Source organism: Mesorhizobium sp. M0152 (assembly GCF_040322415.1).
Classification (GTDB): Bacteria; Pseudomonadota; Alphaproteobacteria; order Rhizobiales; family Rhizobiaceae; genus Mesorhizobium.
On the sequence record NZ_JAMYTH010000002.1, the window covers coordinates 332,339 to 346,553 of the forward strand.

The window sequence follows — 14,215 nt, forward strand, 5'->3', positions numbered from 1 at the left end:
CTACACCCCCTCCGCCATGATTTCGCGCCCGATCAGCCAGCGGCGGATTTCGCTGGTGCCGGCGCCGATCTCGTAGAGCTTGGCGTCGCGCAGCAGGCGGCCTGTCGGATAGTCGTTGATATAGCCGTTGCCGCCAAGCAGCTGGATGGCGTCGAGTGCCATCAGTGTCGCCTTCTCGGCGGCAAACAGCACGCAGCCGGCGGCATCCTTGCGCGTCGTCTGGCCGCGGTCGCAAGCGGAGGCGACGGCATAGACGTAGGCGCGTGCGGCGTTCATCGTCGTGTACATGTCGGCCAGCTTGCCTTGCACGAGCTGGAATTCGCCGATCGGCTGGCCGAACTGCTTGCGCTCGTGCACGTAAGGGATCACCACGTCGAGGCAAGCCGCCATCAGGCCGATCGGGCCGCCGGCGAGCACAGTGCGCTCATAGTCGAGCCCGGACATCAACACTTCGACGCCGCATCCTTCCTCGTGCAGCACATTGTCGAAAGGCACCTCGACATCTTCGAATACCAGTTCGCCGGTGTTGGAACCGCGCATGCCGAGCTTGTCGAGTTTCTGCGCCACGGAAAACCCGGCCATTGTTTTCTCGACGATGAAGGCGGTTATGCCACGCGATTCCCGCTCCGGATCGGTCTTGGCGTAGACGACCAGTGTTTCGGCATCCGGCCCGTTGGTGATCCACATCTTGGTGCCGTTGAGCACATATCGGTCGTTGCGCTTTTCGGCGCGCAGCTTGAGCGACACCACATCCGAGCCGGCGCCGGATTCCGACATGGCAAGCGCGCCGACACGCTCGCCCGAGCAAAGCGGCGGCAGGAATTTTTCCTTCTGCTCCGGCGTCGCCCAGCGGTTGATCTGGTTGACGCAGAGGTTGGAGTGGGCGCCGTAGGAGAGGCCGACCGATGCCGAAGCGCGGGAAATCTCCTCCACCGCGATGACGTGGGCGAGATAGCCCATGCCGCTGCCGCCGAAATCGGGATCTGCCGTGATGCCGAGCAACCCCAACGCTCCGAGTTCGCCCCAGAGATGCGCCGGAAATTCGTTCGCGCGGTCGACGTCGGCGGCGATTGGCGCGATCCTGTCCTGGGCAAAGCGGCGCACCATGTCGCGTAGCGCCTCGATGTCCTCGTCATGCCCGAAGCTGAGCGTGTTCGTGTACATCTCGTTCCTCCACGGCAGATGTCGCGCCGACCAGGCGCATTGTCATCGAAAGATATGTCGCCGTCACTTCATCGACCGACAGCCGCTCGCCCGGCCGGAACCAGACGATGACGCCGGTCATCATCTGGATCAGCGCCATGGCGGTCAGGCCGGTGTCGTCGATGCTGAAGACACCCATCTCGGCGCCGTCGCGCAGGATGCCTCGCAGTTCCTTTTCATAGGCCGTGCGCATGCGCAGGATCTGCGTCAGCCTGCCGGGCGAAAGGCTGCGCAATTCCATGTTCGACACATGCGTGGCGTGCCGGCGCTCGATATGGAAAGCGATGTGGTTTTCGACATAGGCAGAAAGCCGCTGCGCCGGATCGCCACTTGCCGGCCTGGCTGCTTCCCAAGCATCCGCCAAACCTTCCATATGCTCGCGCATCAGCGTGAACAGCAGGTCCTCCTTGGTCGGAAAGTAGCGATAGAGCGCGGCCGCCTGAACGCCGACTTCGCCGGCCAGCCGGCGCATCGACATCGCCTCGTAGCCAAACCGCGCGATCAGGTTGACGGCCGCCTCGCGGATGGCTGCCTCGGTCTTTTCACCATCGGATCCGGCTGTGCGTGCCATGACTGCCTCGTTAAGACAGTGATAATAAAACGAACGTTCAATTAATTCAAGGGGCGGTTTGTCCTACGCGACGATCTTGAAGTCTTCGGGTGCCGTCCAGGTCTCGAGTTCCTCCACATCGATCCGCGAGACGGACGCGCCCGCCGGGCCCTGCCAAAGCCGTTCGATCATGGCCGAAACCGCCGCATCGGCACCGGCCAACCACGCCGTCACCGAGCCGTCCCTTTCATTGCGCACCCAGCCCGACAGCCGAAGCTCTATCGCTTCGCCTCGGGCCCACATCCGATAGCCGACACCTTGCACCTTGCCGTGCACGCGGGCCTGCACCGCTCTTTTCCGATCGTTCATCGCTCGCTCCCTTGGCTCAGAATCTGGCTCAGGATCGAGCGAAAGCAACTGGCTTGGAGGGATTGGTACTGTCGAATTGACGCCGGGCTCGTTCGGAGATGGCTCCGAGCGAATAGATAATTGACTTAGTCAACTTTTGGGGCAATGATCTGGCGGTGTGGCATCTCTTGGGAAAGCGCCCGACATGCCAGTCGATCGGAATGCCTTGGTCGCCGATATCCGCCGCTTCAGCCGGTTCTACACCGGCCTGGTCGGTCTGCTCGACGAGACGCTCATGCACAGTCCCTACACGCTGACCGAAGCGCGTGTGCTGTTCGAGTTGAGTCATCGGCCGACCTCTGCTGCTGCCCACCGTAGCGGCAAGGCCGGTTTCCTGGCGCGTGCGTTCGGCCTCGATCTCGGGCCCGCTGTGTCGGAGATCGCCCGCGAACTTCGGCTCGATCCAGCCTACGTGACGAAAATCCTGAGAAAATTCGCCGCTGCCGGCCTGATCCAGCTGCGCGCCGATCCGGACGACCGTCGTCGACGCATCCTGTCCTTGACCGCCCGGGGCGATACCGTGCTGGCCGGACTGCAAGCGGCGGCGGATCGCGATCTCGCCCGTCTGACGGTTGGCCTGGCCGACGACGAAGCCGCCGCGCTTTCGGCGGCGCTGGAGAAGGCTGCGCGCCTGCTCGGCGGGGCGAGGGCTTCCGGACCCGGCGAAGCGCTCTAGTTTCCTCGCGCGGCCGCCAAGGCGCCGGGCAGTTCCTCGGCGAAAATGTCCAGTTCGTGGTCGAGGCCGACACTGACTCGGATGCAGCGGTCGAGCCTGGGCGCCATCGGCTTGCGGATGAAGACGTCGCGCGCAAGCAGGCCCTGCAGCACTTTCAGCGCGAAAGCGCCATCGTGGCCACAGTCGATTGTGACGAAGTTGGTCGCCGATGCCAGCGGCTTCAGCCCGTTTTGCTCGGCGATTGCCGCGATGCGCCGGCGCCCGGCAGCCACCTTCGCCACCACGGTTTCGAGATAGGCCTGGTCGGCAAGCGCCTCGACACCCGCGATCTGCGCCATGCGGCTGACGCCATAATGGTTGCGGATCTTCTCGAAATCGCGGATCGTCTGGGCTTCCGCCACCGCATAGCCGCAGCGAATTCCGGCAAGTCCGTAAGCCTTCGAGAAGGTGCGCATGCGGATGACGTTCGGCCTGGAAATATCGATCGGCGGCAGCGCCGAGGCCGGCCCCAATTCGCCATAGGCCTCGTCGAGCACCAGCATGGTGGTTTCCGGCAGCGCTTCGATGAAGCGGATGACCTCGCCCGCTTCCCACCAGCTCCCCATCGGATTGTCCGGGTTGGACAGATAGACCAGCGGCGCCTTTTCCCGACGAACCGCCGCGAGCAGGCCGTCCAGGCTCTCGCGGTCGTTCTCATAGGGAACCGTGAACAGCCGCCCACCGACGCCGGCAACGTGGAAATTGAAGGTCGGATAGGCGCCGAGCGACGTGACCACCGCATCGCCTGATGCCACATACATGCGCGCCACGAGGCCGAGCAGGCCGTCTATGCCTTCGCCGACGACGACGTTGTCGACTTTAACATCGTGATGCGCGGCAGCCGCAACCTTCAGATCGTAATTGTCGGGATCGCAATACATCCACATCTCTGGGGCGATCTCGGCCATGCGCGCGATGACGCGCGGCGACGGCCCAAAACTGCTCTCATTGGCGCCGATGCGGGCACGGAAAGCGTGGCCGCGCTCCCGCTCCTGCGCTTCGGGGCCGACAAACGGCACGGTCGACGGAAGCGCGCCGACAAGCGGCGTGAGGGGAGGGCGTTGGCGCATGACGGAAGCTCGCTTGAAAACGGGCTTTCTTGCTAGCGCGCCGGGTGGGTGGGCGCAAGTTGCGGTGAGGTCCGTTTTCAACACGAAAAAACCCGGCGGTTGCCCGCCGGGTTTTCGATTTCGACGAAGCGAAATCTATTAGAACGAGCGCTGGAAGCGGAGAAGGCCGCCAATATTGCTCTTCTTGGTGGCATGGGTCCAGTTCGAGAAATCGGCGTCGTCAAACTTGCCTGCATTGAGGTAGTCGACTTCGGCCGTGACCGTGAACCCGGGGACGATGTCGTAGGCGACATTCGCGGCAATGCCGAGATTCTTCCACTCGTCATACGACGCCTGAAGGTTGAACGAGGTCTTCTCGTTGAACTTGTAGGTGCCGCCACCCCAAACTGCCCAGTTGCCGCCCCACTGCTTGTAGAAGCCACGGCCGCCGGCCGCGAATGCATAGGTCGGATCGCTGAGGTTGTCGTCAGTGCCGTAACCGGCCATCAAGAACAGCGACAGTTCGTTGGTGGCGTTCACATCCAAGCGCACCTTGCCAGCGACTTCTTCGTAGTTGCTGTCATAAGCGACGACACCGGTGATGGCGCCCCAGCCCTGCGTCCACTTCACGCCGCCGACGACATGCGGAACGTAGCTGTCGATCGTGCCCACGCCGTATGAGCCATCAACGCCGCCCCCCGCACCTTCTTCGAGCGAAAGCACGGCCGAGAAGCCGTTGCCAGCGTCGAAGTAGTACTGGATGACGTTGGTGTCGAAATCGCCGTAGGGAACCAGCGTATCCTGAATGACGTTGCCGGCGTAGCCGATGAACGTGTCGAAAGCCGATTCGTCCTTACCGACGCGCAGGCCACCGAGCTGAATCCAGGCGAAGTTCAGCGAGACGCCGCTGTTGCCGGCGGCATTCGGGAAGAAGGTGACGCTACCGTCAGGATTGGTGACGGAATCGGCAGAAGCCTGGCTGTTGCCGAAGTTGAAGCGGGTCTCGGTGTAGGTCTTCAAGGTGCCGAGTTCGGTTTCCTGGCCGGTCCAGGTCTTCAGCGTGAAGCGAGCACGCTTCCAGTAGGTGTCGTTCTCGCTGGCGTCCTCGGTGTCACCGGTCCGGGCGCCATCGAACGAGCCGACGTCACCCACGCCGATGTCGTAACGGATGTAGCCGCCGATGCGCAGGCAGGTCTCGGTGCCCGGGATGTAGAAGTAGCCGGCGCCATAGACGTCGCAGATCTTGACGTATTCAGCGGGTTCCGGCTCGGCGACGACGACGGCGTCGGCGGCGCGCGCACCGGAAACTGCGATCAGGGCCGCAGCGGAGCCGAGAAGAAGGCTCTTGATGTTCATTTTCTGACCTCCAGTCAAAAGTTAAAAAACGGGTCTGGGTATTCTTTGCTGAAGGACAGCGTTCCCTGCCCCATCCCCACTACCGAAAAAGATGCGCACCGCGCCGCTCCTTCGAAATCGACATTACCCATGAGGCGGCGGGGTTCAACCACGATCGTACCGGCGAAAGGACTGTTCGGCTGCTATCCCCTGGCGTTGTTGCACAAATGACACGATTTGGCCTCACTCAGAAAGCTCTCGTTAACCATCCGGCCCGCCGCAACCGCCTGTTTCCGGCCGAATCCGGCGGTCGGCCGACGGAATCATGGCAACGCCGCGAGTCGCGAGCCAGGGATTTGCCGCGGAACCGCCGCACCCGTGGAAGGCCGGCAGCTCGGTGCGTCCTTATTTTTCCATATTAATGGCTGGGGCTTGTTGATTGTGCCCGCACTTTTCTTTATCCAGCGGCGCAACGGAGAGGTGGCCGAGTGGTCGAAGGCGCTCCCCTGCTAAGGGAGTAGAGGTCAAAAGCTTCTCGTGGGTTCGAATCCCATCCTCTCCGCCATCCTGCTTCGCTCTTCGAGCTTCGCAGGATTGGCAATGCCCACTGCGCGAAGCAGGATGCCCTCCGAAGCCTCGGCGTAGGAGGGCCGCAAGCCCCTCATAATGCCTGGAAAACAGGGTTGGCAGTCCTCTTGCCGAGAGGCACGATGCCCTTCGTTTGGCGAGTGAGGGCCGGTTCGTGTGGTATGTGTATCTCCTGGAGAGCGAGACCGCTGAAGGCGAGCGGTACGTCGGCATAACGTCGGACCTCAAGCGGCGGCTTGCCGAGCACAACGCGGGGAAATCGAGCCATACATCCAAGTTCCCGCCATGGCGGATCGTGACCTATACGGCTTTCTCGAATCAAGCCAAGGCGGCTTCATTCGAGCGTTATCTCAAATCCGGTTCCGGGCACGCTTTCGCCAACAAACGCTTGTGGTGAACGTCCGCAGTCTGTGTGAGAATCTAGAGATTTATCGGAAAAAACCCTGCAATCAGAATTACTTGCCGCGAAAACAGGCATCACCAAAGCCGCACGTTCGTTCGATTCTGACTGGAGGTCAGAAAATGAACATCAAGAGCCTTCTTCTCGGCTCCGCTGCGGCCCTGATCGCAGTTTCCGGTGCGCGCGCCGCCGACGCCGTCGTCGTCGCCGAGCCGGAACCCGCTGAATACGTCAAGATCTGCGACGTCTACGGCGCTGGCTACTTCTACATCCCCGGCACCGAGACCTGCCTGCGCATCGGCGGCTATGTCCGCTACGACATCGGCGTGGGTGACATCAACGGCGTCCAGAACGTTCCGGATCACATGGGTGACGGCGAGCACGACACCTACTTCAAGCGCGCTCGCTTCACGCTGAAGACCTGGACCGGCCAGGAAACCGAACTCGGCACCTTGAAGACCTACACCGAAACCCGCTTCAACTTCGGCAACAGCGCGGGCGATTATGCAATCCGCGGTAACGGCTGGCAGGCTGGCAACAGCGACGTCTCGCTGAACTTCGCCTGGATCCAGCTCGGTGGTCTCCGCGTCGGTAAGGATGAAACGGCATTCCAGACCTTCATCGGTTACGCCGGTAACGTCATCGACGACGATCTCGTTGTTGACGGTCCGTACGACACCAACGTCATCCAGTACTACTTCGACGCTGGCAACGGCTTCTCGGCCGTGGTCTCGCTTGAAGAAGGCTCGGATGTCGACACGATCGACAGCTACGTTCCGCACGTCGTCGGCGGCGTGAAGTACACGCAGGGCTGGGGCGCGATCTCCGGCGTCGTTGCTTATGACAGCAACTACGAAGAAGTTACCGGCAAGGTCCGCTTGGACGTGACCGCGTCTGACGCTCTGTCGCTGTTCGTCATGGCCGGCTACGGCACTGGCGACGACAATGTCTTCAGCGGCGGTCATGACTTCTACAAGAAGTGGGACGGCAGCTGGGCGGTCTGGGGCGGCGGCTCCTACAAGATCAACGAGAAGACCTCGTTCAATGCTCAGCTTGCGTATGATGAGGGCAAGAAATTCGCCCTGGCGGCAAACGTTGCCTACGACATCGTCCCAGGCCTCACGATCACGGCCGAAGTTGATTACGTCAACCTTGGCGACAGCAAATACCACGTCAGCGACGACGGCTTCGGCGGTATCCTCCGCTTCCAGCGCTCGTTCTAAGGGCTGGTTCCTTACAGGTAAAATCCAGCCCGGGCGTTTCACCGCCCGGGCTGTTTTTGTTTCGTGATTGGCTTGGGAAACAGAAGGAACAGGGGGTAACGGTAGCTGAATAAAGTCTGTGGAACGATTTCGTGGGAACCGCGGTTCGCGGATGAAATCGATTTGTCGGACAAAAACTCTTGAAAGGACACTTCCAGGTAGGATAGGTGGACCTATCAACCGGGGGGTGTGGTCAAATAATGACAAACGAAGCGATTCAAGAGGGATATCCCTCTGATCATTTTGCGGTGTTCTCTTCTCAAAATTCGAAGTTTAACTACACGTACAACAAGATTAGAGAAGTAAAATCGCATAGGGTTGGAGAGCTGTTTTCAGCCTATCGGGACATATTGTGGGATGATGGGCGGCATAAATACAATGTCAGCTCCTTCATCGGCGAAATAGACGAGATTCTCCTCGGGGAGCGTTTCAGCGCCTTTGACCAGAGTACCCTGGATAACCTTATCGGCACCTTGCGCCAGCGCGGCAACAGCAACGCAACCATCAATCGAAAGATGGCTGCCCTCAGCAAACTGCTGCGCAAGGCTCACAAGATGGGGGATATCCACAGCCTGCCCGAGTTCCGCCGCCAGAAAGAGCGGGCGGGACGGATTCGTTTCCTCGAGAGGGACGAAGAAGCGCGGCTATTTGCCGCCATAAAGGGCCGCAGCGAGGATGCCTACCGGCTGTCCGTCTTCCTGGTCGATAGCGGCTGTCGCCTCGGCGAGGCGCTCGGGCTGATCTGGAATGACATCCAGGAGCATCGCGTCAGTTTTTGGATCACCAAATCCGGCCGCAGCCGCACCATCCCGATGACCGAGCGGGTCAAGGAGGTCATCAAACTGCCGCCCGCCGAAGGTCGCCGGCCGAAAGGCCCGTTCACCAAATTCAGCCAGGCACAGTTCCGTACCATCTGGAATGACGCGAAAGCCGAAGTGGGCCTCGGCGCCGACGACCAGGTGGTGCCGCACATTTTGCGCCACACCTGCGCCTCGCGTCTCGTCCAGGGCGGCATCGACATCAGGCGCGTGCAGATGTGGCTCGGCCACCAGACGCTGTCGATGACGATGCGTTACGCGCACCTTGCGACCAACGATCTAGACGGCTGCGTCGTCGTGCTGGAAACACCTCGATGCAGTGGGGCAGGCAGTAGCGTGGAAAGCTCTCCATGTCCTTCACACTCGACGGTGGGCGAGAAGGAAATTAAGTCGCCCGTGGATGAAAAACCTTCGAAGATCGTCAAGAAAAGAGCAAAATCCTAACAGTATTGCCTGCTTGACCTTTTAAGCCCGTTCCGGGCAAGGGCGCGCCGACGTTGGGCGAGCTACTTTCTCGCCGTCACTATACGGGGAGAAATGCCCGGTCCACGCTCCGCAGCTGCCGCGCAGCTGCTGCGGAGGACGGGCAGGGCAATGAGGGGGCGGCGCCGATTTCGACAAGTGGTCGCTTTCCGATCATTAACTCGGCGTTTCGCCCAGAATTCCCAGACGTTTTTACTGTCACTCTGCTGCGTTACTCTGAATCGGCTCGTCGCTCGGTCCGATCCAGAAAGGCCGCGATGGCGTCTGGCATCTTGTCGGTCTCCAGGAAAGGGGCATGGCCCTGGCCCTCGACGTTGATCGTCTCGATATCGGGATGACGCTTTCGCATTTCTTGGAGCGTTGCGATGGACAGCAATCTTGAATTGGCGCCGCGTATGGCAAGCAGCGGTACTTTCGACAACGCTTCGAATTGCGGCCACAGGTCAGGCAGCCTCTGTGTCAGGTCGAGACCCGCCAGTATGTCGACCAGCCTCGGGTCGAAATCCGGCACTAGGCCGCTGTCGGTTTCGCGGTAGAGCGCCCATACCATCCGATCCCAATCCGGCCCACCAAGTGCGGTGAAGTCCTTACCATGCACGCTACGCTGGGCGGCAATAGCCTGTGCATGGGTTTTCGGCGTCGGCTTGCTCCCGAGATAGGACTGGATATGGGCAAGCCCGGCTGGCTCGATCACCGGCCCGATGTCGTTGAAAACAATGGCTTTCAGCACGGCCGGCCGCAATGCGCCCAGGACATGGATGATCAGCCCGCCGCGCGAGGTGCCGATGAAGGCCGCCTCTTCAATGCCGAGCGCCGCGAGCCCGGCGAGAATATCGCCGGCCTCGACGCCGATATTGTAGTGACTGATATCGGGATCGTAGGCGGATTGCCCGCGCCCGCGATAGTCGAAGGCCACGACCTTGCGTGGAGCCACGGGCCGCGTCGAAAGATAGAGCGCCAACTCGTGGAAATCTCGAGCATTGCGGGTCAGGCCGGGCAGGCAGACGACCGGCCAATGGCCGGAATTCGATTCGCCATAGAGGCGTGCATGAAGCCGAAGCCCATCCGGTGCGGCGTAGAAATAGTCGAAAAAACCCTGCTCGCCCGCCATCTGACAAGGACTCCCTGACCGGATTGTTCCCGACTGCTACAGGCGAGCGCAGGGACGGTCAATTGAAGCGCCTGCGCGCTGGGAATTTGGAGATCTCGGCAGGACAGAGGGGGGCGAAGGAACTCGATCGAAGGCCTTTGAACTCCGTATAGACTTCGCTGTGCGAAGTGGCGGAACGCGCTGTCAACTGCGCCCGTTCACAAGATCGCCCACGATATCGTACTTGCCGGAAATACGCATCTTGTAGACCTCGTAATTCTCCATCACGCGCTGCACGTAACTTCTTGTTTCCGTGTAGGGAATCCGCTCGATCCAGTCGACGACGGCGTCGATGTCCTTGCCGCGCGGATCGCCATATTTGGCTACCCACTGGCTGGCCCGGTTGGGACCCGCATTATAGCCGGCGAAGGTCAGCACATAGGAGCCGTTGAAGCGGTCGAGTTGCTGGCCGAGGAAGGCTGAGCCAAGCGTCGCGTTGTAGCCGGCATCGGTGGTCAGCCGCGCCTGCGAAAACTGCAATCCGGCCTTCTTCGCCAGTTGCCTGGCGGTTCCCGGCATCAGCTGCAGCAGCCCGCGCGCGCCGGCACTGGACACCGCACCGATGTTGAATTCGCTTTCCTGGCGGGCGATCGCATAGGCCAGCGCCTTGCCCGAACCGGAAATGTTGGCCGAATCGGGAATGACGCCGAGCGGATGCGACAGCGCACCGACATCGATGCCACGCGCACCGGCGATCTTGCCGATCTTCAGGGACATGAAATGATTGCCCTGCTTTTCGGCGAGGACAGCCAGCAGCGCCAGTTCGCCTGGGCTGGTCAGCTGCCCGGCAATGTCGCGATAGAGCGTTTCGGCATAGCGGTCGTAGCCGGCCTCCTGCAGCCGCTTGATGGCGCTGACGGCTTCGCGGCCGGCAAAGTTCTGCCGGTCGGCGGCATCAGGCTGCGGGTAGGCAATGGTCAGTGCCTGCCGGCCGACACGCTCCGCGGCCAGCTGGCCGTAAAATGTCGTGCCATAGGTGGCCGCGCGCCCAAAATAGTCCTTGGCGTTGCCGGGGCCGCCGACCTCCGCCGCACGGCCGAGCCAATAGTAGGCGCGCGACGACGTCATCGGCCCCTGCGCGAGATCGGCGATGCGCGAAAAATGCGTTGCGGCAAGCACTGGATCGTTCAGGCCGCGTAACGCGTACCAGCCGGCATGGAATTCGGCGTCCGCCGCATCGGCGGCACTTTCGGCGGCGTGCGTGGCGACAATCTTGTATGCTGTCTTCATGTCGCCCTGGTCGACCAACTCGCGCGACAGCACCCGGCGCTCGACCCACCAGGCGTCCGGATCGACCAGGGCTTCGCGATCGGACGGTGCCTTCATCACTACAGCGGCCGCGTCGGCAAAATTCTCCTGCTTGCGTAGATATTCGGCCTGCGCGAAGAAATAGCCCGCCGAACGCTGCGCCGCCGGCACTGCCTTCAGCAGTTTGGGCGTGTTCTTGTCGCCTTTATTGACGGCTGCCCAGGCATCGGCAAGTGGCTGCGCACCGGCCAGGCCTGCGACACGCAAGGCGGAATTCACCCGGTCGGCATAGAACATGCGCTCCATGCGGAAACGGTGGTCGGCGGCAGGGACCAGGCTGCCGAACTCCTTGATCAGCGCCGTCTCGTCCTTGGCTTCCAGGATCGCGGTGCGCCAGAACGGCGACAGCACCGAGCGCGCCGCCTTGGCATTGCCCGACGACACATAGGCGCGGGCGAGAACCATCACACCCTCGAATGTCTGCGGCTGGCTGCCGTCGAAGGCCGCAATGACGATGTCTGGGGCAGGGTTCTCGCGATAGAGCGCTCGCTCGCTGTTCTTGCGCAGGGCGACGGTGCCCGGCCAGTTGGGCAGCATTTTCGCGGCGGCGGCAATGTCGCCGCTCGGAACCTTGTCGCCACCGTAGAGCGCGATTGCCCATGCAAGAATATGCTGGTCGAGCGAATGAACGGGAAGCGCGTCGCGCACGCCACGCGCGGTTGGAATATCGCCGGCCGCCAGCGCATGCAGTCCGCTCTTCAAGAGAGCCACGCCAGGCGAGGGATCCTGCTGCGCCCCGGCCTGAACGCCAGGTATCGGAATGGCCGCCGTGACCTGCACATCGACGCTACCGCCGATCGCCCCGCCGGGCATCAGTGCGGCAATGGCGCCAAGCAGCGCGAGGAGGTGAGGCCGACTGGCCGGCATGGTCTTTGGATCTTTCCTTGTCCTGGCATTCTACCGGCAGGCCGAGAAGCCTCGAAGCCTAAACTTAGGTCGTGAAGAGCCCGTAAACAAAGAGTTATCGAGGTCGTCCGAATTGCGCTCGCTGGCACCACGGCAATGCTTGCCGCGCAACCATGTCGAGACTATGGTGCGCGGCTTCGCTTTCGGCTAGAAGGCGCGCACGATTAACCCGAACGCCAAAATTCGATAAGTCCCAAGGAGTTGGACGATATGCTGAGAGGCTCGCTTACTGCGCTCGTGACACCGTTCGAAAAGAGCGGGCGTTTCGACGAGAAAGCCTTTCGCGCGTTCGTCGAATGGCAACTCGGCGAAGGCACGACGGGCCTGGTCCCGGTCGGCACCACTGGCGAGTCGCCGACGCTGTCGCACGACGAGCATCGCCACGTCGTCAAGGTCTGTATCGAAGTGGCCAAGGGCCGGGCTCCGATCGTCGCCGGCGCCGGCTCCAACAACACCGAGGAAGCGGTCGGCCTCGTGCAATATGCCGAGAAGGCCGGCGCCGACGCGGCCTTGGTCGTCACGCCCTATTATAACAAGCCGACCCAACGCGGCCTTTACGAGCACTTCGCTGCCGTCGCCAGGGCGACCAAGCTGCCGATCATCATCTACAACATCCCGCCGCGCTCGGTCATCGACATGATGCCGGAGACGATGGGACGGCTGGCGCACGACTTCAAGAACATCGTCGGCGTCAAGGATGCCACCGGCAAGGTCGAGCGGGTATCCGAGCAGCGCGCTACCTGCGGCAAGGATTTCATCCAGCTTTCCGGCGAAGACGCTTCAGCGCTCGGCTTCAACGCGCATGGCGGCATCGGCTGCATCTCGGTGACGTCGAACGTCGCGCCGCGGCTCTGCGCCGAATTCCAGGAAGCGACGCTTTCCGGCGACAGCGCCAAGGCGCTGGAATTGCAGGACCGCCTGCTGCCGCTGCACAAGGCGATCTTCATCGAGCCCGGCGTTTCCGGCGCCAAATACGCGCTGTCGAAGCTGGGCAAGGTCGAGAACGTGCTGCGTTCGCCGCTGGTGACGGTCGAGCAGTCGACCGCCGAGAAGATCGATGCGGCGATGAAGCACGCCGGCTTGATAAATTAGGGATGAGGCGCCACCTCTCCGCATCATGAATCAAGTCAGAAAAGCCGATCCCAACAACAAGACCGTTGCGGAAAACCGCAAGGCGCGGTTTTCCTATGAGGTGCTCGACACGCTCGAGACCGGCCTGGTGCTGACCGGCACCGAGGTCAAGTCGCTGCGCCAGGGCCAGGCCAACATCCAGGACAGCTATGCCTCTGTCGAGGGCGGCGAGATCTGGCTGATCAATTCCTATCTGCCGGAATATCTGCAGGCCAACCGCTTCAATCACGAGCCGCGCCGGCGCCGCAAACTCCTGCTCAACAAGCGCGAGATGGCGAAGCTGGCGCAGAGCGTCGACCGCGAAGGCATGACGCTGGTGCCGCTGAAGATCTATTTCAACGATCAGGGCCGCGCCAAGCTGCTGCTCGCCGTCGGCCGTGGCAAGAAGCTGCACGACAAGCGCGAGACCGAGAAGCAGCGCGACTGGTCGCGTGAAAAAGGCCGGCTGTTGAAGGAGCGCGGGTGAGAAAGGCGATAGCCTGAAAAAAGCAACAGTCAGGCTTTCAAGTTTCGGACAATCCGAGCCGGCAACAGGAGATCGTCTTGAAGAACCGGATCGTCCTGTGGGGGCTGGCCAGCCTAGTCCTGGCGTGTGTCGTCGCGGCGGCCGGCCTTTTCTATTTCCGCACCTTCTCTCCCGACCGCGAGAAGTATCCGGTCAGGGGCATCGACGTTTCCCATCATCAGGGCCGGATCGACTGGCGCCGCGTTGCCGCCGACGACGTGGCCTTCGCCGTCATCAAGGCGACCGAGGGCGGCGATCATGTCGATGACGCCTTCTCGACCAATCTGCGCGAAGCGCGGGGGGGCGGGGGGCCCGGGGGGGGGGCAGAATTTTTAAGCAAAAGGCCGCCGGGGCGCCGCCCCGCCGAAAAAATAATAAAAGGGGGTGGACACCCCCCCCCCCAA

14 protein-coding genes and 1 tRNA gene are annotated in these 14,215 nt (G+C 61.8%); 8 read left to right on the forward strand and 7 right to left on the reverse strand.

What is annotated here, in order from left to right; genetic code table 11:
* The 3 genes from NKJ26_RS03870 to NKJ26_RS03880 form a co-directional block, all read right to left on the reverse strand.
* The gene (locus NKJ26_RS03870; protein ID WP_352599648.1) at nt 1-1,164 is read right to left on the reverse strand and encodes an isovaleryl-CoA dehydrogenase; all 1,164 of its coding nucleotides are present in this window, start codon (nt 1,162-1,164) and stop codon (nt 1-3) included.
* On the reverse strand, nt 1,133-1,774 hold the full coding sequence (locus tag NKJ26_RS03875; protein ID WP_352599650.1) for a TetR/AcrR family transcriptional regulator: 642 nt from the start codon (nt 1,772-1,774) through the stop codon (nt 1,133-1,135). Before NKJ26_RS03875 ends, NKJ26_RS03870 begins: the two co-directional genes overlap by 32 nt.
* Nucleotides 1,775-1,837: 63 nt before the next feature.
* Nucleotides 1,838-2,122, reverse strand: a complete 285-nt coding sequence (locus NKJ26_RS03880; RefSeq protein WP_352693813.1) for an acylphosphatase — start codon at nt 2,120-2,122, stop codon at nt 1,838-1,840.
* A 184-nt stretch (nt 2,123-2,306) separates the two neighbouring features.
* Here NKJ26_RS03880 and NKJ26_RS03885 point away from each other — a divergent pair, with 184 nt between their 5' ends.
* Complete coding sequence (locus tag NKJ26_RS03885) at nt 2,307-2,837, forward strand: MarR family transcriptional regulator (RefSeq protein WP_352693815.1); 531 nt, start codon at nt 2,307-2,309, stop codon at nt 2,835-2,837.
* On the opposite strand, the gene NKJ26_RS03890 is transcribed toward NKJ26_RS03885, so the two are convergent.
* Both NKJ26_RS03890 and NKJ26_RS03895 read right to left on the reverse strand, forming a co-directional pair.
* Entirely contained in the window at nt 2,834-3,946 is a 1,113-nt protein-coding gene (locus NKJ26_RS03890; protein WP_352599656.1) for a pyridoxal phosphate-dependent aminotransferase, read from the reverse strand. The genes NKJ26_RS03885 and NKJ26_RS03890 overlap by 4 nt on opposite strands.
* Nucleotides 3,947-4,084: 138 nt before the next feature.
* Nucleotides 4,085-5,281, reverse strand: coding sequence for a porin (locus NKJ26_RS03895; RefSeq protein ID WP_352599658.1), 1,197 nt, complete (start codon nt 5,279-5,281; stop codon nt 4,085-4,087).
* Nucleotides 5,282-5,734: 453 nt separating this feature from the next.
* Here NKJ26_RS03895 and NKJ26_RS03900 point away from each other — a divergent pair.
* The 4 genes from NKJ26_RS03900 (at nt 5,735) to NKJ26_RS03915 (ending at nt 8,772) form a co-directional block, all read left to right on the forward strand.
* A tRNA-Ser gene (locus NKJ26_RS03900) sits at nt 5,735-5,825 on the forward strand.
* A 186-nt stretch (nt 5,826-6,011) separates the two neighbouring features.
* On the forward strand, nt 6,012-6,245 hold the full coding sequence (locus tag NKJ26_RS03905; protein ID WP_352693857.1) for a GIY-YIG nuclease family protein: 234 nt from the start codon (nt 6,012-6,014) through the stop codon (nt 6,243-6,245).
* 125 nt (nt 6,246-6,370) lie between these two features.
* Nucleotides 6,371-7,471 carry a porin gene (locus NKJ26_RS03910; RefSeq protein ID WP_352599662.1) on the forward strand — a complete coding sequence of 367 codons (1,101 nt, stop codon included), beginning with the start codon at nt 6,371-6,373 and terminating at the stop codon, nt 7,469-7,471.
* A 239-nt stretch (nt 7,472-7,710) separates the two neighbouring features.
* Nucleotides 7,711-8,772 (forward strand): tyrosine-type recombinase/integrase, encoded by a 1,062-nt coding sequence (locus NKJ26_RS03915; protein ID WP_352693818.1) that lies wholly within the window; start codon nt 7,711-7,713, stop codon nt 8,770-8,772.
* 250 nt (nt 8,773-9,022) lie between these two features.
* On the opposite strand, the gene NKJ26_RS03920 is transcribed toward NKJ26_RS03915, so the two are convergent.
* Complete coding sequence (locus NKJ26_RS03920) at nt 9,023-9,922, reverse strand: alpha/beta fold hydrolase (protein ID WP_352693820.1); 900 nt, start codon at nt 9,920-9,922, stop codon at nt 9,023-9,025.
* 183 nt (nt 9,923-10,105) lie between these two features.
* Nucleotides 10,106-12,136 (reverse strand): lytic transglycosylase domain-containing protein, encoded by a 2,031-nt coding sequence (locus tag NKJ26_RS03925; protein WP_352693822.1) that lies wholly within the window; start codon nt 12,134-12,136, stop codon nt 10,106-10,108.
* A gap of 249 nt (nt 12,137-12,385) precedes the next feature.
* On the opposite strand from NKJ26_RS03925, the gene dapA reads away from it, so the two are divergent.
* From dapA to NKJ26_RS03940, 3 genes are all read left to right on the forward strand, one after another.
* Complete coding sequence (gene dapA, locus NKJ26_RS03930) at nt 12,386-13,267, forward strand: 4-hydroxy-tetrahydrodipicolinate synthase (RefSeq protein ID WP_352693824.1); 882 nt, start codon at nt 12,386-12,388, stop codon at nt 13,265-13,267.
* A gap of 25 nt (nt 13,268-13,292) precedes the next feature.
* On the forward strand, nt 13,293-13,772 hold the full coding sequence (gene smpB / locus NKJ26_RS03935; protein WP_352693826.1) for an SsrA-binding protein SmpB: 480 nt from the start codon (nt 13,293-13,295) through the stop codon (nt 13,770-13,772).
* A gap of 77 nt (nt 13,773-13,849) precedes the next feature.
* Nucleotides 13,850-14,215: GH25 family lysozyme (locus tag NKJ26_RS03940; protein WP_352693828.1), on the forward strand; the 366-nt coding region annotated here is incomplete at its 3' end.

What these genes read in the sequence shown, in the direction of transcription:
- NKJ26_RS03870 (WP_352599648.1), bottom strand. Translation starts at nt 1,164, where the DNA reads ATGTACACGAACACGCTCAGCTTCGGGCATGACGAGGACATCGAGGCG.
- NKJ26_RS03880 (WP_352693813.1), bottom strand. Translation starts at nt 2,122, where the DNA reads ATGAACGATCGGAAAAGAGCGGTGCAGGCCCGCGTGCACGGCAAGGTG.
- NKJ26_RS03890 (WP_352599656.1), bottom strand. Translation starts at nt 3,946, where the DNA reads ATGCGCCAACGCCCTCCCCTCACGCCGCTTGTCGGCGCGCTTCCGTCG.
- NKJ26_RS03925 (WP_352693822.1), bottom strand. Translation starts at nt 12,136, where the DNA reads ATGCCGGCCAGTCGGCCTCACCTCCTCGCGCTGCTTGGCGCCATTGCC.
- NKJ26_RS03920 (WP_352693820.1), bottom strand. Translation starts at nt 9,922, where the DNA reads ATGGCGGGCGAGCAGGGTTTTTTCGACTATTTCTACGCCGCACCGGAT.
- smpB (WP_352693826.1), top strand. Translation starts at nt 13,293, where the DNA reads ATGAATCAAGTCAGAAAAGCCGATCCCAACAACAAGACCGTTGCGGAA.
- NKJ26_RS03885 (WP_352693815.1), top strand. Translation starts at nt 2,307, where the DNA reads ATGCCAGTCGATCGGAATGCCTTGGTCGCCGATATCCGCCGCTTCAGC.
- NKJ26_RS03875 (WP_352599650.1), bottom strand. Translation starts at nt 1,774, where the DNA reads ATGGCACGCACAGCCGGATCCGATGGTGAAAAGACCGAGGCAGCCATC.
- NKJ26_RS03915 (WP_352693818.1), top strand. Translation starts at nt 7,711, where the DNA reads ATGACAAACGAAGCGATTCAAGAGGGATATCCCTCTGATCATTTTGCG.
- NKJ26_RS03895 (WP_352599658.1), bottom strand. Translation starts at nt 5,281, where the DNA reads ATGAACATCAAGAGCCTTCTTCTCGGCTCCGCTGCGGCCCTGATCGCA.
- NKJ26_RS03910 (WP_352599662.1), top strand. Translation starts at nt 6,371, where the DNA reads ATGAACATCAAGAGCCTTCTTCTCGGCTCCGCTGCGGCCCTGATCGCA.
- dapA (WP_352693824.1), top strand. Translation starts at nt 12,386, where the DNA reads ATGCTGAGAGGCTCGCTTACTGCGCTCGTGACACCGTTCGAAAAGAGC.